16 protein-coding genes and 1 pseudogene are annotated in these 20,706 nt (G+C 60.8%); 3 read left to right on the forward strand and 14 right to left on the reverse strand.

Annotated features, from left to right (window positions below):
* Positions 1-44 precede the first annotated feature (44 nt).
* From AC50YL_RS23285 to AC50YL_RS23335, 11 genes are all read right to left on the reverse strand, one after another.
* Positions 45-716 (reverse strand): GTP pyrophosphokinase, encoded by a 672-nt coding sequence (locus AC50YL_RS23285; RefSeq protein WP_494835055.1) that lies wholly within the window; start codon positions 714-716, stop codon positions 45-47.
* Positions 717-755: 39 nt separating this feature from the next.
* Positions 756-2,210, reverse strand: a complete 1,455-nt coding sequence (cls, locus tag AC50YL_RS23290; RefSeq protein WP_494835057.1) for a cardiolipin synthase — start codon at positions 2,208-2,210, stop codon at positions 756-758.
* Positions 2,211-2,435: 225 nt separating this feature from the next.
* Positions 2,436-3,134, reverse strand: coding sequence for a FadR/GntR family transcriptional regulator (locus tag AC50YL_RS23295; RefSeq protein ID WP_494835058.1), 699 nt, complete (start codon positions 3,132-3,134; stop codon positions 2,436-2,438).
* A 117-nt stretch (positions 3,135-3,251) separates the two neighbouring features.
* Positions 3,252-3,983: a LutC/YkgG family protein gene (locus tag AC50YL_RS23300; protein ID WP_494835059.1), complete on the reverse strand. Its 732-nt coding sequence runs from the start codon at positions 3,981-3,983 to the stop codon at positions 3,252-3,254.
* A complete protein-coding gene (locus AC50YL_RS23305) occupies positions 3,976-5,505 on the reverse strand; it encodes a LutB/LldF family L-lactate oxidation iron-sulfur protein (protein WP_494835061.1) in 1,530 nt (509 codons plus the stop codon). The genes AC50YL_RS23300 and AC50YL_RS23305 overlap by 8 nt, the downstream gene beginning before the upstream one ends.
* On the reverse strand, positions 5,502-6,230 hold the full coding sequence (locus AC50YL_RS23310) for a (Fe-S)-binding protein (RefSeq protein ID WP_494835062.1): 729 nt from the start codon (positions 6,228-6,230) through the stop codon (positions 5,502-5,504). Before AC50YL_RS23310 ends, AC50YL_RS23305 begins: the two co-directional genes overlap by 4 nt.
* Positions 6,231-6,439: 209 nt before the next feature.
* Complete coding sequence (locus AC50YL_RS23315; RefSeq protein WP_494835064.1) at positions 6,440-7,204, reverse strand: DeoR/GlpR family DNA-binding transcription regulator; 765 nt, start codon at positions 7,202-7,204, stop codon at positions 6,440-6,442.
* 102 nt (positions 7,205-7,306) lie between these two features.
* Entirely contained in the window at positions 7,307-8,779 is a 1,473-nt protein-coding gene (locus AC50YL_RS23320; protein ID WP_494835065.1) for a rhamnulokinase, read from the reverse strand.
* Positions 8,780-9,028: 249 nt separating this feature from the next.
* Positions 9,029-10,312 carry an L-rhamnose isomerase gene (rhaA, locus tag AC50YL_RS23325; protein ID WP_494835067.1) on the reverse strand — a complete coding sequence of 428 codons (1,284 nt, stop codon included), beginning with the start codon at positions 10,310-10,312 and terminating at the stop codon, positions 9,029-9,031.
* Between the two features lie 19 nt (positions 10,313-10,331).
* Positions 10,332-10,706 (reverse strand): sensory rhodopsin transducer, encoded by a 375-nt coding sequence (locus AC50YL_RS23330; protein ID WP_494835069.1) that lies wholly within the window; start codon positions 10,704-10,706, stop codon positions 10,332-10,334.
* Between the two features lie 18 nt (positions 10,707-10,724).
* Positions 10,725-12,794, reverse strand: a complete 2,070-nt coding sequence (locus tag AC50YL_RS23335) for a bifunctional aldolase/short-chain dehydrogenase (RefSeq protein ID WP_494835071.1) — start codon at positions 12,792-12,794, stop codon at positions 10,725-10,727.
* 350 nt (positions 12,795-13,144) lie between these two features.
* Between AC50YL_RS23335 and AC50YL_RS23340 the strand changes: the two genes are divergently transcribed.
* Entirely contained in the window at positions 13,145-13,315 is a 171-nt protein-coding gene (locus tag AC50YL_RS23340) for a hypothetical protein (protein ID WP_494835073.1), read from the forward strand.
* Between the two features lie 152 nt (positions 13,316-13,467).
* Here AC50YL_RS23340 and AC50YL_RS23345 read toward each other — a convergent pair whose 3' ends face one another.
* Positions 13,468-14,298 (reverse strand): phytanoyl-CoA dioxygenase family protein, encoded by an 831-nt coding sequence (locus AC50YL_RS23345; RefSeq protein ID WP_494835075.1) that lies wholly within the window; start codon positions 14,296-14,298, stop codon positions 13,468-13,470.
* A gap of 168 nt (positions 14,299-14,466) precedes the next feature.
* Here AC50YL_RS23345 and AC50YL_RS23350 point away from each other — a divergent pair, with 168 nt between their 5' ends.
* Together AC50YL_RS23350 and AC50YL_RS23355 are read left to right on the forward strand one after the other, a co-directional pair.
* Complete coding sequence (locus tag AC50YL_RS23350) at positions 14,467-15,339, forward strand: helix-turn-helix transcriptional regulator (protein ID WP_494835077.1); 873 nt, start codon at positions 14,467-14,469, stop codon at positions 15,337-15,339.
* 95 nt (positions 15,340-15,434) lie between these two features.
* Positions 15,435-16,661: pseudogene (locus AC50YL_RS23355) on the forward strand (MFS transporter).
* Positions 16,662-16,718: 57 nt separating this feature from the next.
* Here AC50YL_RS23355 and AC50YL_RS23360 read toward each other — a convergent pair.
* The gene (locus AC50YL_RS23360; protein ID WP_494835079.1) at positions 16,719-17,456 is read right to left on the reverse strand and encodes a class I SAM-dependent methyltransferase; all 738 of its coding nucleotides are present in this window, start codon (positions 17,454-17,456) and stop codon (positions 16,719-16,721) included.
* A gap of 105 nt (positions 17,457-17,561) precedes the next feature.
* Positions 17,562-20,651 (reverse strand): efflux RND transporter permease subunit, encoded by a 3,090-nt coding sequence (locus AC50YL_RS23365; RefSeq protein WP_494835081.1) that lies wholly within the window; start codon positions 20,649-20,651, stop codon positions 17,562-17,564.
* Between the last annotated feature and the right edge of the window lie 55 nt (positions 20,652-20,706).

Genomic DNA, 20,706 nt, shown 5'->3' on the forward strand with positions numbered 1-20,706 from the left:
TATTAGTGATATTTCAATTAACTTCCATATTTTTCTTATCTGTTTTATTTGGAGGCGGGCAGCATCGGGAACTGCTGCAGCTTGACGGTCTCGGCGCTGTCGCTGAACTTCTGCACCTCGTCCTTCAACACCAGCATCCGTCGGTCCAGCATGCCGATCATGTCGGCCGTCGCCTTGAGCTGCTCGCGGATGGACGCCGGCATGTCGTCGTGGAACTGGTAATAGATTTTATGCTCCAGGCTGGCCCAGAAATCCATCGCGATCGTGCGGATCTGGATTTCGACCTTCACATGCTCCGTCCGTTCCGAGAGGAAGATCGGGATCCGGATGATCAGGTGCAGGCTTTGGTAGCCGTTCGGCTTGGGATCCTTGATGTAGTCCTTCACCTCGATCACTTCGACGTCGCCCTGGCTGCGGATCATGTCGTACACGCGGTACACGTCCGTCGTGAAGGAACAAATCACCCGGACGCCGGCAATGTCGCGGATATGCTCGGCGGCGTTTTCCTTCGATACTTCAAGCCCTTTCCGCTGCAGCTTCTCCACGATGCCTTCCGGCGACTTGATGCGCGTCTTGACGTGCTCGATCGGGTTGTAGTTTTGAATGAATTGCAGTTCTTCGTTCAGGATCGTCAGCTTCGTGCTGACTTCGTCCAGCGCGAATTTATAGCTCATGAGCATTTTCGCCCATTCCATGACCATTTGCTTGTCCATCATTGGCTCTCACCCCTGCTGCTAGTTTCAAATTCGGTATCGTCAAAGGATCGGAGACAGCAGCCGCACGCACGATTCCCTGAACCGCTCCAGCTTGGAACGGCGCTTGTACTGCTCGTACGTCAGCTCCGTGCAATCCAGCATGTCTTCTTCGAATATTTGTTTCAGGCGCATGGCCGTTCCCGTGTCGTACAGGATCGCATTCACCTCGAAATTCAATTTAAAGCTTCGGATGTCCACGTTGGCCGTTCCCACGGTAGCAATGCTGCCGTCGACGACGAGCGCCTTCGCATGCAGGAAGCCTTTCTCGTACAGGTAGCATTTCATGCCTTCCTCGAGCAATTCGCCGAGATACGAGAAGGTCGCCCAGTAGACCATCTTGTGATCCGGCTTGCTCGGCAGCATGATGCGGACGTCGATGCCCGACAGCACGGCCATCTTCAAGGCGTTCAGCAAGCTCTCGTCCGGGATGAAATACGGCGTCTGCATATAAATCGATTTCTTGGCGGAATGGATCATTTTGATATACGCGTTCTTGATTTGCTCGAGCGTCTGGTCGGGTCCGCTGGAGACGATCTGAATGCCCGTGGTGCCCGTGCTCGCCGCCGGCGGGAACAATCCCAGCACTTCGCGGCTGAACGAGGTGTGGCTGGCCAGGTTCCAGTCGAACATGTAGTGGGCCTGCATCTGCAGCACGGCGTAGCCGGTGATCCGCAGATGCGTATCGCGCCAGAAGCCGAACCGCTTGTTCAAGCCCATGTACTCGTCCCCGACGTTGAAGCCTCCGATGTAGCCGATCTGGCCGTCGATGATGACGAGCTTCCGGTGATTGCGATAGTTGACCCGGATGTTCAGGTACGGGATCTTGGACGGGAAGAAGTACGCCACTTCCCCGCCCGCGGCGACCAGCCGGTGAAAAAATTCCCGCTTCAGCATCGAGCTGCCGATGTCGTCCACGAGGAAGCGCACCTTGACGCCCTGCTTCGCTTTCGCGGTCAGCGCGTCGACGAGCCGGTTACCCAGTCCGTCGTTGTGAACGATGTAATACATCAGATGAATATGATGCGTCGCCCGCTCGATGTCCGCGAACAGCGCCTCGAATTTGTCGGGGCCGTTCGTGTAAATATCGACGTGGTTGTTCTGCGTATACAGCGCGAAACCGCTGGTCAGGTTCATGCAGATCAGGTCCGAATGCTGCTCTGCCGCATCATCATTAAACACGATCCGGTGATCGTGAAACTCCCTGCGCTGCTGTTCGACCATCGCGGCCAGCGTTTCTTTCGTGCGCTTATTCAGCTTGTACAGCTTTTTCTTGCTCAGGTTCTGCCCGAATATCAGGTACACCACGAAGCCGACGGCAGGCAGGAACAGCAGCACCATCAGCCACGCCCAAGTCACACCGACGTTGCGGCGCTCCATGAACATGACGACGATTGCCAGCGGAACATTGATGATGGTAATAATGGTTATGAAATTCGATAGGAAGAAATCCGTCATGATGATAATTGCTCCTTGGTTTGGTCAGCACGCACGCTTGGCGCTTGCTCCAGTATACCCCATTTGGGGTACCCGAGGAAAATGGAGGCGTTTATTGCCCAAAAACAAGGCTGCCCGCCCGATGACGATCCGGACGAACAGCCTGTGCTTCAGGACGATATTCAATTGCAAACTTAGCGGCATAAAAATAAAAGCGAGTCCGGCAATAAACGCCGGGATCGTCGCTTACAGCACCCGCATCAGATTGCTGACCACATGCGCCAAATGCTCCTTCATCCGCTCGCCCGAAAGCGCCGCGTCGCGGGCGGAAACGGCCTCGAAGATCCCCAAATGCTCGCGGTAGAGCCGCTCGGCCACGGAGCGGTTCGCGTAGATCTCGACCCGCCGGATGTCGCGGATCGCCGTCTCCAGCTGGCCGACGATGGATTCGAACAGCCGCAGCATGACGGTGTTGTGGGTCGCTCTCGCCAGCGTCAGATGGAACAGCACGTCCGTGCGCTCGCCTTCCCGATCGTCGCCGATGCCCGCTTCCATCTCCCGAACCAGGTTCCGAAGGACCGCGATGTCGGCCTCGGTCGCTTTCTCCGCGGCGCGGGAGGCGTTCGACACCTCGAGCGCGTCTCTCGCTTCCAGCAGCTCGAGCAGCGTCGCGCGGTTCATCCGCAGCGTCTGCAGCTCCACCGGAGACGGCGCGCTGCTGATGACGCGGCAGCCGCCGCCCTGGCGAATCTCGATATAGCCCATCGCCTTCAAGGCGCTCAGCGCTTCCCTCATCGTGGAGCGTCCGACGCCGAACTGCTCGGACATGTCCTTGGTCGAGGGCAGCTTGTCGCCGACCTTCAGTTTGCCGTCGAGGATCAGCCGCTTCAGCTGCTCGGCAATCTCCTCGTAATGGTTGCGTTTGGATAAACGGGTGATTTCCATCGCTGAAGCTCCTTTCCTGCTGCATGCGGCCAAGCGCAAAGGTACCGCCGGCATACCGCACATTGGAGAATCGTACCATCATGCGATGCCGCAATGCAACGAGCCGGCGTTCGGCCCTCAACCCACGATCAGCGCATACACCACGCCGGGACCGTGTACCCCGATCGTCAAGTCGTTCTCGATGTCGGCCGAGCGGCTCGGGCCGGAGATAAAATGAATGCCCGCCGGAAGATTCTCCCTCCCTGCGCGGTCGAAGTCGGCCAAAATCTCGCCCAGCCGCGTATGCAGCCGTTCCAACGGAATGATGACCATCAGCACCGTCGGCAGCAGGCTGACGGACCTGCCCTTGTCCTTGGAGGACAGTACCGTAACGGAGCCGGTGTAGGCAGCCGCGTAGTCGGCGACGACGATGCCGACATCCGCTTCCGCGGCGCGCGCCTTCCAATGCTCCTCCGGATCGCTGTTCCAGACGGAGAAGGCCGCGTCCGGCATCGCTTCCTCCAGGCCCAGTCCGTTCAGCTCGGGCTGATTTTGGCGGATGACGTACCGCGCGCTCAGCTCCGCCGCCTTGCCGGCGATGAACGCGCGCGCGTCTTCCATCGAGGCCAGCCGTTCCGTATGGCCCCCGGCAGCCTTGAAATTCGCCCGGAATTTCGCGATCCGCTCCTCGAGCGGCCATTCGAACGACTTCCAGAAATCCGGCGCCCCGCGGTAAGGATGAGCCGGCGGCGCCGTCACGCGCGGGCGCTTCAGCTTGCCCGAGATGCCATCGATGAAGCCGGCCTGCTTCGCGCGCGACTTCGCGTCCAGCTCGGCCAGCCACGCTTGGTGTTCTTCCGATTTAGCCATGATGCCCGTGGCCTCCTTTACCCGATTCGCGGTCCTTCACGATTTGTTCCATCCGGTTCTTCACGGCCGGGTCCATGTCCTGCAGCCCGTGGCGGATCTCTTCTTCCATCGTCTTCCATTGCTGCCGGAACGATTCCTTCGGCAGGCTCGGCGTGACGCGGTACGTGTTCCAGCCCTTCAGCGGACCGAGCTTCACGCGGATCCCTCCGTCGCGGACGACGAGCTTTTGCCCGAGCTGGCCGAGCTTGACGACCGCCCGGTAACGCTTCGCGTTCGACATGACGGCGGCGAAGCCTTTCATGCCGAGCGCCTCCAGCTTGTCGCCGCGTCCGGCTTCCAGCTTGCGCCGGCGCAAATAGATCAGCATCTCGTGCAGCGGGATCTTGACCGGGCAGGCTTCGTAGCAGGCGCCGCACAGGCTCGAGGCGTTGGCGATATCGTCCCATTCCGCCACGTTCTTCTTCAGCGCGGGGGTCAGCACCGCGCCGATCGGACCGCTGTACGTGCCGCCGTAGGCATGGCCGCCGATATGGCGGTAGACCGGGCAGGCGTTCAGGCAGGCGCCGCAGCGGATGCAGTTGAGCAGCTCCTGAAACTCCGGATCGCCGAGCTGCAGGGAACGGCCGTTGTCCACGATGACGATATGCATTTCTTCCGGCCCGTCGGCGTCGGCGTCGCGGCGGGGTCCGGTGATGCCGGACATGTAGACGGTCAGCTTCTGTCCGGTCGCGGAGCGCGGCAGCAGCGTCGCCATGACCTCGAGATCGGCGAAGGACGGGATGATGCGTTCCATGCCCATCAGCGTGATCTGCGTCTTCGGCACCGTCGTGACCATCCGGGCGTTGCCCTCGTTCTCGAACAGCACCATCGAGCCCGTCTCGGCGATGGCGAAATTGCAGCCCGTCATGCCGATGTCCGCTTCGAGGAACTTCTCCCGCAGCTTGCGGCGCACGAAGCCCGCCAGCACCTGCGTGTCCGGCGCCAGCGTCTCGCCCGCGTCGGCCGAGAGCAGCTCCGCGATCTGGTAGCGGTTCTTGTGAATCGCCGGAATGATGATATGGGACGGCGTCTCGCCCGCCAATTGAATGATGTACTCGCCCAGATCGGTCTCGATCGCTTCCACGCCGATCTCCTCGAGCGCGTGATTGAGATGCAGCTCCTCGGTCACCATCGACTTGGACTTCACGACCGTCTTCGCCTGCGCGTGCTTCGCGATATCGAGCGAGATCTTGACCGCTTCCGCCGCCGTATCCGCGAAATGGACATGCACGCCGTTCGCCCGCGCGTTGTCCGCGAACAGATTCAAATAATAATCGAGATGCGCGATCGTATGCAGGCGGATTTGCCGTCCGCGTTCGCGCCAGTCGTCCCAGTTGCCGTGATCGGCGGCGGCGTTTTCCTTGCCTGCCCGCAGCCGCTCCGTCGTGAATTTGACCGCTTTCCGCAAGAAATCGTTGTTCAGCGCGAGCTCCGCGCGTTCCTTGACGGTCGCTCCCCCAGCCTGCGTTCCCGTTGCGCTCATGCGCCCTTCACCCCTTCATACAGCAGTTCGGCCAAATGCATGACGCGCACCGGCTTGTCGCGATACCGCAAGTTGCCCGCGATGTTCATGAGGCAGGCCATGTCGAGCCCGACGAGCACTTCGGCTTCCGTTTCCAGCACGTGATCGGACTTCTCCGTCACCATCGCGCCGGAAATATCGGACATCTTGACCGCGAACGTCCCGCCGAACCCGCAGCAATCGTTGGCAAACGGAAGCGGCACGAGCTCCAGCCCATCCACCTGCTCCATCAGCAGGAGCGGCTCTTCCTTCACGCCGAGCAGCCGGCTGCCGTGGCAGGACGGATGGTACGTGACCTTGTGCGGAAATTGCGCGCCGACGTCCGTGACGCCGAGCACCTGCACGAGGAATTGCGTGAATTCGTACGCCTTCGCCTGCAATCGAAGCGCTTTCTCCAGCATGACGGGGTCGTGCTCGAACAGCTTCGGATAATGATGGATCATGAACGTGCAGGAGCCCGACGGGGAAATGACGAAATCGGCGTCTTCGAAAGCGGCGATGATGGTGCTCGCCGTCTCGCGCGCTTCCTTCCAGTAGCCGCTGTTGAACGCCGGCTGCCCGCAGCAGGTCTGCACGGACGGAAGCTCCAGCGCGACGCCGTATTTCGCCAGCAGGCGTACCATCGCTTCCCCCACGCGGGGGTAGAGGGCATCGCTCAAACAAGTAATAAACAAGGACACTTTCACGTAACCAGGCACCTCGCTTCGAGTGGTCTATGCCATCATTTTATCAGGTTATCAGACAGGTTGACAATAATAAAAATGCGGATTCGAACGGCCGGCAGTCCGGCTCGAATCCGCATCGGAAACAAACAAGAAAAATCATAGGGTCAGTAAAAAAGCGTTTGCGCCTCCGAACGCTGCGGTCGGAACGACACGAGGCGCTTGCGCGGCCCTCACACCGTATGAACCGTTATTGCCCGCTCCGCCAGCACGCCGAGCGTCTCCTGCGGCGCCCGCCGGTCCGTGATGATCGTATCCACGTCGCCGAGCTCCGCCACGTGCGTGAACGCCTGCACCCCGAATTTGCTGGAATCGGCGAGCAGGATGACGTCGTCCGCCATGCCGATCATTTTCTGCTTGATGCGCGCCTGCAGCTCGTTCGATTCGCTGATGCCGCGGTCGAGATGCACCCCTTTGCACGAGAAAAACACTTTGTCGACATGGTACGCGTCCAGCGAACGTTCGGCCAGCGGACCGACGTAGGACAAGGATCGCTGGGCGAGCTGCCCCCCGGTCGAGATGACCTCGATGCGCTCCTTGCTGCTCAGCTCCATCGCCACTTTGATGGAATTGGTGAGCACCGTCAGCGGAAAATCCGGGAGGTACGTCGCCATGTACCAGGCCGTCGAACTCGCGTCCAGCAAGATCCGGTCCTTCGGACGGATCAGCTTGACCGCTTCCTCGGCGATCCGCCGTTTCTCCTCCGCGTGCGTGATTTCGCGCTCCGCGTACGGAATTTCCGGCTGCTGGGGCGTATCCTTCACGCTGACCGCGCCGCCATGAGAACGGCGGAGCCGGCCGGCCTGTTCCAGCCGGTCGAGATCGCGGCGGATCGTCTCCTCCGTCACCTGGCACAGCTCGCTCAGCTCCGTTACCCGGATGCTGCCCCGATCGTTCACCAGCCCAACAATTTTCTCATAGCGTTCCGCAACCAGCATATGTCGACCTCTTCCCGTAATCGTAGCAATGACGTTCTTATTCCGCGCGATGCCGGCCAAGAGGCAGGCATCCCGTACATGTATCCACTACCGATCCGAAGCTCACGAAAGCCCCGCCAACGCGCGGAATCTTCCGTACGCTTCTTCCCACTGCGCGCCGTCCCGCGGCTCGTAATTCGTGACCGGAAACGACTCGCGGATGATCTTGCGCGCTTCCCATATATCCGCGATCTCGCCCTGCGCGATCCATTGGACCGCCAGGTTGCCGAGCGCGCTGCCCTCGACGGGACCGGCCCAGACCGGTCTGCCGATCGCGTTCGCGGACCATTGGCAAAGCAGCGCGTTCTGAATGCCGCCGCCGACCATATGGAGGCCGCCGAAACGCTTGCCCGAGAGCCGCTCCGTTAATTCAAGCACATAACGGTATTTGAGCGCAAGGCTTTCGAGGATGCAGCGGACGAATTCGCCCGGCGTCCCCGGCGCCCGCTGTCCCGTGCGCTCGCAATACAGGACGATGCGGGAGGGCATGTCGCCGGCGTGCAGGAACATCGCGTCGTCCGGATCGATGAACGCGCGCAGCGGCGGCGCCTGTTCGGCAAGCGCAACCAGTTCGGGGAAACCGAACGTCAACCCTGCTTTCTCCCACGTCCTGCGGCTTTCCTGCAGAATCCACAGGCCCATGATGTTCTTGAGCAGCCGATACGTCCCCCCGACGCCGCCTTCGTTCGTAAAATTCAGCTCCTGCGCAAGCTCGGTGATCACCGGCCGATCCACTTCCGTGCCCATCAGCGACCACGTGCCGCAGCTGAGATAGGCAAAATCGCGCTCTAGCGCCGGAACCGCCGCGACGGCCGAACCGGTATCGTGCTCGGCGACGGCGTAGACCGGAATCGCCCCGATGCCCAGCTCTTCCGTCAAGGAAGGACGAAGCCGGCCGGCCGGCGTGCCCGGCTGCACGACGGTGCCGAACAGCGATGACGGGATGCCGATATCGCCGAGCAGCTCCGCATCCCAGCCGCCGAGCAGCGGATTGTACAGCTGCGTCGTCGTGGCATTGGAGAATTCATTGCGCATCTCGCCCGTCAGGAAGTACCGCAGCAGATCGGGGATCATCAGGAAATGCTCGGCCTGCGCCAGCAGCGGCGAGTCCGCTTCCTTCAAAGCCGCCAGCTGATAAATCGTATTAAACGGCAGGAACTGAATGCCGCTCCGGCCGAAGATCCGGCCCGGCGTCAGTCGCGCCGTCGTGCGTTCCATGACGCCGTCGGTATGGCGGTCGCGGTAATGGTACGGATTGCCGAGCAGCTCGCCGCCGCGGCCGATAAGTCCGAAATCGACGGCCCAGGAATCGATCGCCAGGCTGCCCGGCGTTTCACCGGCCAGCTTGGCCTTCAACAAGCCCTGCTTGATGTCATGGAACAACCGGAGGATGTCCCAATGCAGGCGGTCGCCCACCGCGACGGGATCATTCCCGAAACGATGAACCTCCTCTACCTCGATCTTGCGGTCAGTCAGGCGGCCGAGCAGCGCCCTGCCGCTGCTCGCCCCAAGGTCGTACGCTAAAATGCTGGACAAATAAAACCCTCCCAAACGTTCGTCGTCCGCCGCCCGGGACCGCTTCGGCCCCCAGCCGCGACAAGGCAGCCGCGGATGAGGGCCGAAACGGAATTCACGCCGGCGCCTATTTTCCGCGCCGCGGGTATACGCGGCGAGCGGAAATCCGCTACGCCGGAGCCATACGCCGCGAGCGGAGACCCGCTGCGCCGCAAGCACGCCGCAGCCGGAGATCGCTGCGCCGCCTCTCGCGGCGGGCGGCTCGCGCGATTACGGCTTTGCTACCGCGGCTTCCGCGCCGCGCTTCAGCAGCATGTCTTGCTCGTACGCCTTCACGTCGGCCAGCCAAGCCTCGCGCACCGGCACGCCTTGCTTCGCGCAGTAGTAATCCCACACCGCGCCGAACGGATACGACTTGAACTCTTCCTGCAGCGCCAGGCGCGTCGTGAAGTCGAAGTCGAGCTCGGCTTTGCGAAGCTCCTCGACGGGATCGAGGAAGCCGCGCAGCAGCGCCTTGATCGTGTTGCGCGTGCCGATGACCCAAGCCGCGACGCGGTTGATGCTGGCATCGAAGAAATCGAGGCCGATGTGCGTCTTGCCGAGCAGGTCGCCGCGGACGAGCTCGCGTCCGATGTCGATCAGCTCGTCGTCGAGCGTGACGACGTGATCGCTGTCCCAGCGCATCGGACGGCTGACGTGGAGCAGGATGCCGTCCGCGAACAGCGACAGCGCCGACAGTTTATTGGAGATCACTTCCGTCGGATGGAAATGGCCCGCATCCAGACAGATCAGCTTGTTATTGGCCATTCCGTACCCCATGTAGAACTCGTGGGAACCGACGACGTATGCCTCGGAGCCGAGACCGAACAGCTTGCTTTCGACGGCGTCGAGGTGATGCGCGGGATCCAGCTCTTCCGCGAACACTTCGTCGAGCGCGTCCTTCAGGCGACGGCGGGGCGTCAGGCGGTCGACCGGCACGTCCTTGAGGCCGTCCGGAATCCACACGTTCGTGACGCAGGTTTGCCCCAGCTGCTCGCCGAAGTAGGCGCCGATCTTGCGGGCCGCCTTGCAGTGGTCGATCCAGAACCGGCGGATGGCCGGGTCCGGATGGCTGAGCGTGAAGCCGTCGGCCGACTTCTCGTGCGAGAAGCAGGTCGGGTTGAAGTCGAGGCCGAGACCTTGTTCCTTGGCCCAAGCCACCCATTTCTCGAAGTGCTTCGGCTCGATGGCGTCCAGCTCGACCTTCTCGTCCGTGTCGACGTAAATCGCGTGCAGGTTGACCTTATGCTTGCCCGGGATGAGCGAGAACGCTTTCTCGAGATCGGAACGAAGCTCCGCCGGCGTGCTTGCGGCGCCCGGGTAATTGCCCGTGACCGAGATGCCCCCTGTAAGCGCTTGATCTTTATTCAAAAATCCGCGGACGTCGTCCCCTTGCCAGCAGTGCATGGAGATTTTGATCTCCGCGAGCTTCTCCAGCACGGCATCGACGTCGATCCCGTGGCGCGCGTACAGCGCTTTGGCCGCTTCGTAATTGGCAACAATGCTTTGGTCCATGATCATTGCTCCTTCGCTCTTATTTGATAGGATGCGCCATTACCGACATGAGCGCGTTCTCCGCCTGCGTGGCGTCCAGCCGGCTGTACTGCACGATGACCGGTATATCGCTCAGCAACTCGATGGCGTAGGGAACGCCCACCGGAATGGACGCCCCGTTCGCCGCGAGGGACGACGTGCGGATATGTTTGGTTCTTCTGCCCGGCACGACGGCCAAAATGTTCTCGAGCGGCTCGCGGTCCTCGAAGAAAATCGTGATCCGCAGCAAAGCCTCCTCCGAGGAGCAGTTCAGCACGCAGATGGATTCGTGGCTCTCGTAGGCGCCGGGCGCGCTCGTCGGCGGAATAAACCCGTCAGGAATGATCCAATGCTTCTCGCCTCTTGCTTGGTACATGGTCCGCACCGTCCTCTCTTATCGCGTGAAGGCCGCAGGCACGCCGCCGTCGATCGTCAGCATGCAGCCGGTCGTTTTCTCCGCTTTCGACGAGGCGAAGAAGGCGATGCCCTCGGCGATGTCGCGCGGATAAATGTTCACGAGCAGCGTCGTGCGCTTGCGGTAGTACTCTTCCAATTGATCCGGCTCGATGCCGTAGGCCGTCGCCCGCTCGTTGCGCCAGCTGCCGTTCCAGATCGTCGAGCCCTGCAGGATCGCGTCCGGCAGGATCGTGTTGACGCGAATGCCGAACTCGCCGCCTTCCGCCGCGATGCAGCGCGCCAGATGGGCTTCCAAGGCTTTGGCCGCGCTGTAAGCCGATGCGCTCTTGCCCGCGTAGATGGAGTTCTTGGAGCCGATGAACACCATATTGCCGCCGATGGCTTGTTCTTTCATCAGCTTAAACGCTTCGCGGGCAACCAGGAAGTAGCCGGTGCCGAGTACGCTGATATTCAGGTTCCATTCCTTCAGCGACGTCTGGTCGAACGGACTCGACGTCGCGAGTCCCGCGTTGTTGACGACGATGTCGAGACCGCCGTATGCGAGCGACGTGGCGGCGATCGCGGCCATGACCGCTTCTTCGCTCGTCACGTCCATCTTGACGGCGACCGCGCGTCCCTCGCCGTGCTTCTCGTTAATTTCGCCGGCGACGCGCTCCGCTCCTTCCAGGTTCAGGTCCGCCAGCACGACATGCGCGCCTTCGGATACGAGCCTGCGCGCCGTCTCGCTGCCGATGCCCCCGGCGCCGCCCGTGATGAACGCGACCTTGCGGGAGAATTCGGCCTCCGCCGGAGCAAGCGACAATTTGTACAGCTCGAGCGGCCAGTATTCGACGTTGTAGGATTCGTTCTCGCTCAAGGAAACGAATTGGCCGAGCGCCGTCGCGCCGCGCATGACCGCGATCGCGCGGTGGTAGAGCGCGCCGCTGACACTGGAATTGGACCAGCTCTTGCCCGTGTTGATCATGCCGATGCCCGGAATGAGGATCACGCGCGGAGCGGCTTCGAACATGACGTCGCCTTCGTTCTTGTTGCGCTCGAAGTAGGCTTCGTATTGTTTCTTATACGCGGCGATGCTTTCTTTCAGAATGGCTTTCAAGCCTTCGGCGTCGCTGGCGTCCGGCGTCCAGTCGATGAAGAGCGGCACGACCTTCGTGTGCACGAGATGGTCGGGGCAGGCCGCGCCCACTTGGGACAGCTCGGCCGAGTCCGTACCGCCGACGAACGCGAGCACGTCCGCCCCGTCGTCGAACGTCAGGATCATTTTCTTCGCGTCGCCGACCGCGCCGCGGATCGTCGGCATCACTTGCGACGCGAGGCTTCTGCGGACGTCCGCGTCCAGCGGCTGATGCTTCGCGCCGCCGAACAGCTTCGCTTCGTTCACGCGCGCTTCGATGAACGCTTCCGCTTCGCTGATGATCTTGATCGTCTGCGCGTAAGCCGCCTCGCTCGTCTCGCCCCAGGTCACGAGACCGTGCTTCTCCATGAGAACGAGCTCAGCGTTCGGATTGTCGAGCACGCCCTGCGCGATCATCTTCGAAAGCGCGAAGCCCGGGCGCACGTACGGCACCCAGACGAAGCGGTTGCCGAAAATTTCTTCCGCCAGCTGCCTGCCGTTGTCCGCGCAGCACAAGCTGATGATGGAATCCGGATGCGTATGGTCGACATGCTTGAACGGGAGGAACGCGTGCAGCAGCGTCTCGATCGAGGCGCGCGGGTGCTTGGCGTCGATCATGCAGTTCGCCAAGTACGCGACCATGTCTTCGTCGGACATCGACTCGCGCTCGAACAGCGGACGGATATCGTCCATGCGCAGTCCCGTGAAATTGCCGGCTTTCATCGTCGCCAGGTCGGATCCGCTTCCCTTGACGTACATCACTTCAACGTCGCGGCCGCGGAAATCCGCGACCGTCGTCTTGCTCGACGTGTTGCCCCCGCCCCAATTGCAGACGCGGCGGTCCGTGCCGATGATGTTGGAACGATAAACGAGCTGCGCGAGTCCGTCCTGCAGCTCCGATGCCTTTGCGTTATCCCATAAGCTCTGTACCATCTTCGTACCTCCGAATGAATGTAATAATAGCTTTTGAACCTAGTCTAGCATGTTTGTTTATTTTTGAATACACAATTTCAAACAAAAACAAAAATACATTCTCTATTTCGGAACAAAACAAACATCCGCTTCCGCGAGAAACGGAGTCAGGTCTTGCAAAAGCCGGTGCTCGCCGCTCCCTTGCCGATATGTTTCGTCCTTGCGGAAGAAGCCGCGTTCAGTCCGACTGCGATTACAAAGAACAAATTCGCGATCGGGTTGATTCGAATTCCGGCTGCGGGTTAATGAAAAGTAGGACAAGCTTGCCGTTCCGGCGGCGAAGGCTTGCACACGATAAGGGAGTGAGAAACTTGAAAAGAAGAACCTGGGGTATGACCTATACGGCATTGCTGTGCAGAATGATCTTGGACGAGGATAAAGCGGGAACGGAAGAACGCCGCTCGAACCGAGATTTCGCGTCCGACGGAGGCAAGAAGCCGTCTTCTTGGACGGGCTCCTCCCGCAAGACGCGCGTTCATTAATCGCCCGGCATCCGCTGCCGTCAACTCAGATACAGCTGTGGTTAACAAGCTATATGCAAAAACGCATCCCGCGAAGCCGGCCAAGGCTCTCGGGATGCGTTTTTCGTTTGGTTTCGACTAACGCGGTTGCGTCTTCCGCAATTGACGATGGACTACTCCTTCGCGTACAGCAGCGGAAAATATTCGTCCCGGTCGAAGCGCATCCCCGGTACCGGACGCCCGCCGAGCAGGCGCAAATTGTCGTGCTTCTGCCTGACGTCGCGGAAATGCGTATCGCCCGGCATCAGATGCGCGACGACCGACAGCCGCGGCTCGCTCGAATAGTTCGTGCCGGACCCGTGGAAGGTCAGCGCGTGGTGGAAGCTCGCTTGGCCGGCCTTCAGGATGCAAGGCTCCTCTACCCAATCGCGCGTGGCGAATTTCGCCTTGAGCTTGCCCATGTCCTGCTCGAAGAACGTGTCGCTGCCCTCGACCGCGCCCCATTTGTGCGAGCCGAGAATCGTCATCATGCCGCCGTTGGACAGGTCCGTATCCTGCAGCGCGATCCAGACGGTCACCATGTTCGTCGTGCTGCTCACGCGCCAATAGCCGTAATCCTGATGCCAGCCCACGTTGCCGGCTTTCGTCTCCTGCCCGTTCGTGCCCGGCTTGTAGATGACTTGGTCGTGCCAAAGCCGGATCGCATCCTCGTCCAGCAGCTCCGACGCCATCTTGCCCAATTCGCGGTCGGTCACGACGGCCCGGATCTCGTCGTTGATCCACCAGCCGTTGTCCAGCTTGCGCAGCGCCAGCGGGTTCTCCGGCAGCGAATAATTGTAGAACGGCAGGCCGTGGCCGTCATGCTTCTTGCTCCATACCCGCTCATGCGCCTCTCGCAGCCGCTCGATCGTACCGTCGTCTAGCAGCTTCGGGCTGATCCAATACCCGTCTTCGTCGAACCGCCTTTTATCCTCTTCCGTCACGTCGTAAGGAATGACGCTCATCGCTGAATCGCCTCTCTCGTGTCTAGTCTCGTCTTTAACAAGGTCGCGGAAATCCGGTTGCTGCCCTTATTGTAAGAGCAGGCGTGCCGCGTTGACTTCCGAAAACCTATCCAATAGGATTAGAAACATCCGGATGATCAGAAACGACGCGAAAGGAGCTGCACAGCCATGCCGCGCAGCAAAAACGATTCCGCGCGCTGGGCGCACGAATGGGCGGAATCCGGCGCATTCGCCGCATTGCCCGAACTCGAGATGATCGGCTTCGATCGTTTTCACGAAGCTTCGCCGCTATATGATCACCAGCATGCGCGCGGCTTCGAATTCGTCTACGTCGAGCACGGCAAGCTGGCCTGGGAAGTAGATGACGGCCTCTATCCGACCCATGCCGGACAGTTCTTCCATACCAAGCCGGGCGAATGGCATCGGGCCAAATCCAATTACGTGGAGCCTTCCAGCATCTGGTGGCTCATCCTCGTGGATCCGGGCGAAATGCCGGGCTGGCTCGGGTTAAGCGACGCCGACCGGCGCCGCATCCTTGACGCGCTCGGCGCCCTGCCGCGGATCGTGAACGCGGATATGCGCGTCCGCGAGCAGTTCCTGAAGCTGCGCGGCCTCATCGAACGCGGCGGGCAGGACGACTTGTTCCTCCTGCGCCACTATCTGCTGGATATTCTGCTGCAGCTGCTCTACCCGCCCGTCGCGCGGCAAATTCCGCTCGATCTCCGCGAAGCGTTGCTGCGGCTCACGGCCGAGATCGACGCGGAGCCCGAGCGTCGCATGTCGAACAAGGAGCTGGCCGCGAGGATCGGGGTGAGCGAATCGCATTTCTATCGGCTGTTCCACGATCTGCACGGGCAATCGCCGGCCAGCTACGTCGACCGGCTGCGGATGAACCGCGCCTGCGGGCTGCTGCGTGCGCCAGGGGCCAGCATAACCGGCGTGGCGCTCGATCTGGGCTACAAGACGAGCCAGCACTTCGCGACCGTGTTCAAGAAATACGTCGGCGTCACGCCGTCGCAGTGGCGCGGGAAGCCGGACTGACGCCGCTGGCAAAAAACGTCTTCGGCTAGACGCCCCGGGATGCGGTATAATGTAAGCTTGCGATCTTTGCTCAACTCATCGGGGGTGCCCCAAGCATGCTTGCTTCTTATCCGAAGGAAATCAAAGTGTTTTTGCTCGCCAGTCTCATCAACGCGATCGGCAGCGCGCTCATGTGGCCGCTCGTCACCATGTTCGTGTTCGACGAGCTGGGCCGCAGCATGGCGGATGCCGGACTCGTCATTCTGATTCAATCGCTCGGCGGCATCGCCGGCCAGCTGCTCGGCGGCGCGCTCTATCACCGGATCGGCGTGAAACGGCTGATCATCGGCGCGCTCGCCCTCAACGCGGCCGGCTTGCTGCTGCTTCCGGCGCTCAGCCGTAACTGGCCGGTCTTCATCGTCATGATGGGCTTGATCGGGCTGTTCAACGCGCTTTCCATGCCGGCCATTCAAGCATTCATCGGATTCCGGTTCGCGGAGCGCCGCGGCGAGCTCTACAACGTCGTCTACATCGCCAACAATATCGGCGTGGCGGTCTGAACCGCGCTCAGCGGATTTCTCGCGGAGGTGTCTTACTCGCTCAGCTTCGTGCTGAACGGCGTCTCATCCGGCGTCTTCGCGGTCTTCTTCCTGTTCTACCTGAAGCATGTCGGAACCGGCGGGAGCGGGGTTTCCCTGATCAAGAAGAGGTCCGCGGAAGCAGGCATCTGGCTTCTTCTCAAGGACGTACGACTCTATCTGTTCATGGCGCTCGGCGGCATGCTGATCAATCTCGGCAACAGCATCTGGAATACCGGCGTTTCGCCTTTTATCATCGAGCACGGGATGTCGAAGCAGATGTTCGGGTACTTGTGGACGTTCAACGGCATCCTGATCTTCGTCGCCCAGCCGGTCACGAACTTGGTCAAGCGGGCCGCGGCCAGCTCCATCAAGGCGCAGCTCACCGCCAGCGCAATCTTCTATCTGAGCGGGTACGCCGTCATCTTGGCGATGCACAGCTTTACGGGCATGGTGCTCGGCATGCTGCTCACCACGCTCGGCGAGATGCTCATCGCGCCCGCCATTCCGGCGTTCCTCAGCGAGAACGGCGGCAGCCATGCGCCGTTCTACCTCGGGCTTGCCGGCGGCATCGGTTCCGCCGGCCGGGTCATCGGCCCTTACGTCATGGGCGTTCTCTATGACGGCGGCGGCCTGACGCCCGTCGCCTGGCTCGCCGTCGCGACCGCGGCGATGGCCGTCGCTTCCTTCGTCGTGCACGCGGCCGTCAACCGCCGCCGGGAAGAGACAGGCGCGCCGCTGCACGGCAAAACGCTGCATTCGTAACCGAAAACGGCAAAAAGGCATGTCCCGATGATCGTGCATCGGACATGCCTTTTCGGTTTAATCCTGCCGCTCCGCCGCTATCAAGAGAAACAACGGCCGACGCAGCTCGTCGCGCATGGACGGGTTCGACGTCAGCATCTCCGGCGTCGGCTGCGGCTCGGACAGCTTCCGGATCGCGAAGCCCGCTTCGATCAGCGCGTTCATGATCGTGGATACCGTTCGATGGTACTTGATCACGTTGTTTTCCAGAAATCGCGCCTGCCGCAAGCCTTCGCCGTAATAATCGTCCACCGGCCAGTGCAGCTTCTCGCCTCCCGACCCGTAATGCCAGTCCTGCGCGGCGCGCGCCGTGAAGACCGGATGCTCCACCGAGAACGCGAAGCTCCCGCCCGGCGCCAGCAGGCGATGGACTTCCCGGCAGACGATATCGAAGCGCTCGATATAGTGCAGCGCGAGCGAGCTGATCACGACGTCGAACGTTCCGGCCGGATAGTCAAGGTCCTCGATCGCAAGCTTGCGATACGCGATCGCCGCATCGTCGGTCATTTCGCGGGCCCGCGCCAGCATGTTCTCCGAAATGTCGATGCCGACGACCGAAGCGGCTCCTTGCTCTCTCGCGTACCGGCAGTGCCACCCGAAGCCGCATCCGATATCCAGCACCCGCTTTTCCTTCATGTCCGGGAGCATGGGGCGAAACGATGCCCATTCTCCCGCGGCGTCCAGCCCTTTCACCGAACGCGGCATTTGGCTGTATTTCTCGAAGAAGCCTTCGTCGTCGTACTTGTTCTGCTTCATGATTGCCCACCTCCAGTTTCAGTTTACCGGAAATTGCCATTGCGAATCAAAAGAAAACGGGCGCATTCCCCGGAAGGAATGCGCCCGTGCCATGCTTTGCTGCGTTTAGATCTCCAAATCTTTGCGAACTTTGCTTCGCTTGCCCGTCATCTCGTAGATGACCGGGACGACGACCAAGGTAAGCAGCGTGGAGGTCGTCAGACCGCCGATAACCGTGACTGCCAAGCCGCCGGAGATGAGGCTTGTCGAGGATTTCGACAACGCCAGCGGCAGCAGTGCCAGAATCGTGGCGCAGGCCGTCATCAGGATCGGTCTCAGCCTGGTCTTGGACGCTTCGACCAACGACTCGCGAAGCTCCATGCCGGACTTGCGGTTCGTCTCGACGCGGTCCAGGAGCACGACCGCATTCGTGACGACGATCCCGACAAGCATCAGCATCCCGATCATCGCGCTCATGGAGAGCGAGTTGTTCGTAATGAGCAGGCCGCCAAGCGCGCCGACCGGCACGAAGAGCAGGGAGGACAGGATAATCAGCGGCGTGCGCAACCCGCCGAAGGTAATGCTCATGACCAGGAACACGAGTCCGACCGCGGCTCCCATCGCGATGCCGATGCTCTTGAAGCCGCTCGTGATCATCTCGAGGCCGCCGCCGATCTTGACGTCGACGTTGTCCGGCAGCGACAGGCTGTCGATGTCCGCTTGGATCGTCTTCGTCGCGGAAGCCGTCTTGTCCGAATCCTTCACGTTGCCTTTCACTTCTGCATACGTCTTGCCTTCTTCATGGTTGATGGACACCGGAGCGGTCGATTCGGACAAGTCCGCCAGCTCGCTCAGCTTCTTCACGCCGCCGACCGTCGGGATGCTGATGTTTTCCAGCTCCGCCTTGGACGAGATCTGCTGCTTGAAGCCCATCGTGATATCCCAGTCCTTGCTGTCGAGCGTATACGTGCCGACATTGACCGGTCGCAGCTGCTCGTTGACCGCAGCCATGATTTGGAACGACGATACGCCCAGATCCTTCGCCGTTTGCGTCAGCGACATGACCCACTTCGGCGAGACGTCCTTCAGGTTGTTCGAGACGTCCTTCATGTCCGTGTTGGCTTTCATCAAATTCTCGACCTGCACGGCTGCCTTGGACAAGGCCGCCAAATCGTCGGAATACAGATCGATCGTCACTTCGTTGCCCGTCGGAGGCCCGTTCTGCGCGCCTTCCGAGATGTTGACCGTCGCCTTCGGCGAAGCGGCCGTCACGATTTCCTTCAAGTCTTTATTCGCCTTGTCGATCAGTTCGTTCATGTCGACGTCGGCGCCTTCCTTGAACTGGACGTTGAAGGAGGCCGTGTTCGTGCTCGGAATTTGGATGAACGGATTATCCATGCCGCCGATCATCGCCTGGTAATTATCGACGTCCTGCAGGCCTTTCAAATAATCTTCCACTTTCGCGCCGACGGCATTCGTCTCGTCGAGCGGCGTTTGCGCCGGCATCTTCACGTTGACCGCGATCGAGGCCGTTTCGCCCGCCGGGAGGAATGCGACGCCGAGCAGCGGAATCGTGCCGAACGATGCGACCAGCAGCAGGATGGATACGATCAGCACCCATGCCTTGCGCTTCAGCGCGCCGCGGATCAGCCGTTCGTAGAACGCGATGAACCGGCCGCCCTGCTTATGCGGCTTGATGGAATTGAAGAACTTCGCGCCCAGTACCGGAATGAGCATCATGGCCACGAGCAGCGAGCACAGAATCGAGATGACGACCGCGATGGCGAACGGACGGAAAAATTCGCCGATGATGCCCGTTACGAACGCCAGCGGAAGGAACACGACGACCGTCGCGATCGTGGACGAGCCTACCGCGCCGATGACTTCCTTGGCCGCGCGGTACGCGAGCTCTTTGCCGTCCATCTCGCGGCCTTTCTCCTGGCGCCATCTGTAAATGTTCTCGATGACGACGATGCTGTCGTCGACGATCCGGCCGATGGAGACAGCGATGCCGCCGAGCGTCATGATATTCAGCGTGTACCCCATCTGGTCCAGCAGCGAGATCGTCGCGAAAATCGAGATCGGCAGCGAAAGGATGGAGATGAGCGTCGCCCGAATATTGCGCAGGAAGAGGAAAATGATGATGACGCAGAAGAGAGCGCCGAAAAGTCCTTCCCGGATCAGCGAGGAGACGGAATGCTTGATGTCCGCGCCTTGGTCTTGAATCAAGCGGACGTCGAGGGTGCCTTTATCCTGATAGGATTGCAGCACGTCTTTGACCGCGTCGGATACGTCCGCCGTATTGGCATCCTGCGTCTTCACGACGCCGACGATGAAGCTGGCCTGGCCGTTGTAGCGGGTAATTTCATTCTGAGACGAGACTGTGTTCACTTCCGCGATATCGGACAGCTTCACTTTCGTCGCGCCTGCGCCGGCCTGGCCCCCCGCTCCCGGAGCGCCTTGTCCGCCGCCGCCCATGCCCGGGCTGAGCTGCAGGTTCTTGATTTGGTCGAGCGAGTCGATCTTGCCTACGAGGCGGATCGGAATCGTGTTGTCGCCCGCGTTGACGGAACCGAGCGGCAGCGCGTAATCGAGCGATTGAATCGCCGTTTGGATCGCGTTCAGCGAGAGGCCGTATTGGGCCGCCTTGTCCTTGTCCACGTCGATGCGGAGCTGCTGGGACTGCGTGCCCGTCAAGGATACGGAGCTAACGCCGGATACCTTCTCCAGCTTCGGCACCACCTGCTCCTCGAGCGTCTTCTGGAGCGCCGCCGCATCCTCCTTCGCCGAGAAGATCGCCGCTTGGTAGATCGGCGCTTCGCCGAACGACAGCCGCTGGACGGTAACCTTCGCGTTGTCCGGCAGGGTCAGCTTGGCGACCGCGGCTTCGGCGTCCTTCATCTTGTCGTCCATGTTCGTGCCGAATGCGTACTGCAGGAAAATGCTCGACGAATTCTCCGTGCTGGAGCTCGTCAGCGAATCGTAATTTTTCAGGCCGATCAAGCTGTCCTCGATCGGTTTGGTGACCTCGGATTCGATTTCTTCGGTCGATGCGCCCGGGTATACCGTCTGGATGAAGACGGCCGGGAACGTCACGTCCGGGAACGTCTGCTGCTTGATCTGGGTCGAGGAATAAAATCCGACGACCAATACGAGCAAGCTGAGAATGACGACCGCGACGCTGTTTTTCAAACTGAATCTCGTTAAAGCATTCATTCTGGCACTCTCTCCTCTTCTCTATATCTAGTGCGAATCATACCGGAGTTTTTTG

The sequence above is a fragment of the Paenibacillus sp. J22P277 genome, from assembly GCF_059383675.1.

Coding starts and splice junctions, on each gene's coding strand:
- AC50YL_RS23285 (WP_494835055.1), bottom strand. CDS start 716: ATGATGGACAAGCAAATGGTCATGGAATGGGCGAAAATGCTCATGAGC.
- cls (WP_494835057.1), bottom strand. CDS start 2,210: ATGACGGATTTCTTCCTATCGAATTTCATAACCATTATTACCATCATC.
- AC50YL_RS23295 (WP_494835058.1), bottom strand. CDS start 3,134: ATGGAAATCACCCGTTTATCCAAACGCAACCATTACGAGGAGATTGCC.
- AC50YL_RS23300 (WP_494835059.1), bottom strand. CDS start 3,983: ATGGCTAAATCGGAAGAACACCAAGCGTGGCTGGCCGAGCTGGACGCG.
- AC50YL_RS23305 (WP_494835061.1), bottom strand. CDS start 5,505: ATGAGCGCAACGGGAACGCAGGCTGGGGGAGCGACCGTCAAGGAACGC.
- AC50YL_RS23315 (WP_494835064.1), bottom strand. CDS start 7,204: ATGCTGGTTGCGGAACGCTATGAGAAAATTGTTGGGCTGGTGAACGAT.
- rhaA (WP_494835067.1), bottom strand. CDS start 10,312: ATGGACCAAAGCATTGTTGCCAATTACGAAGCGGCCAAAGCGCTGTAC.
- AC50YL_RS23330 (WP_494835069.1), bottom strand. CDS start 10,706: ATGTACCAAGCAAGAGGCGAGAAGCATTGGATCATTCCTGACGGGTTT.
- AC50YL_RS23335 (WP_494835071.1), bottom strand. CDS start 12,794: ATGGTACAGAGCTTATGGGATAACGCAAAGGCATCGGAGCTGCAGGAC.
- AC50YL_RS23345 (WP_494835075.1), bottom strand. CDS start 14,298: ATGAGCGTCATTCCTTACGACGTGACGGAAGAGGATAAAAGGCGGTTC.
- AC50YL_RS23350 (WP_494835077.1), top strand. CDS start 14,467: ATGCCGCGCAGCAAAAACGATTCCGCGCGCTGGGCGCACGAATGGGCG.
- AC50YL_RS23360 (WP_494835079.1), bottom strand. CDS start 17,456: ATGAAGCAGAACAAGTACGACGACGAAGGCTTCTTCGAGAAATACAGC.
- AC50YL_RS23365 (WP_494835081.1), bottom strand. CDS start 20,651: ATGAATGCTTTAACGAGATTCAGTTTGAAAAACAGCGTCGCGGTCGTC.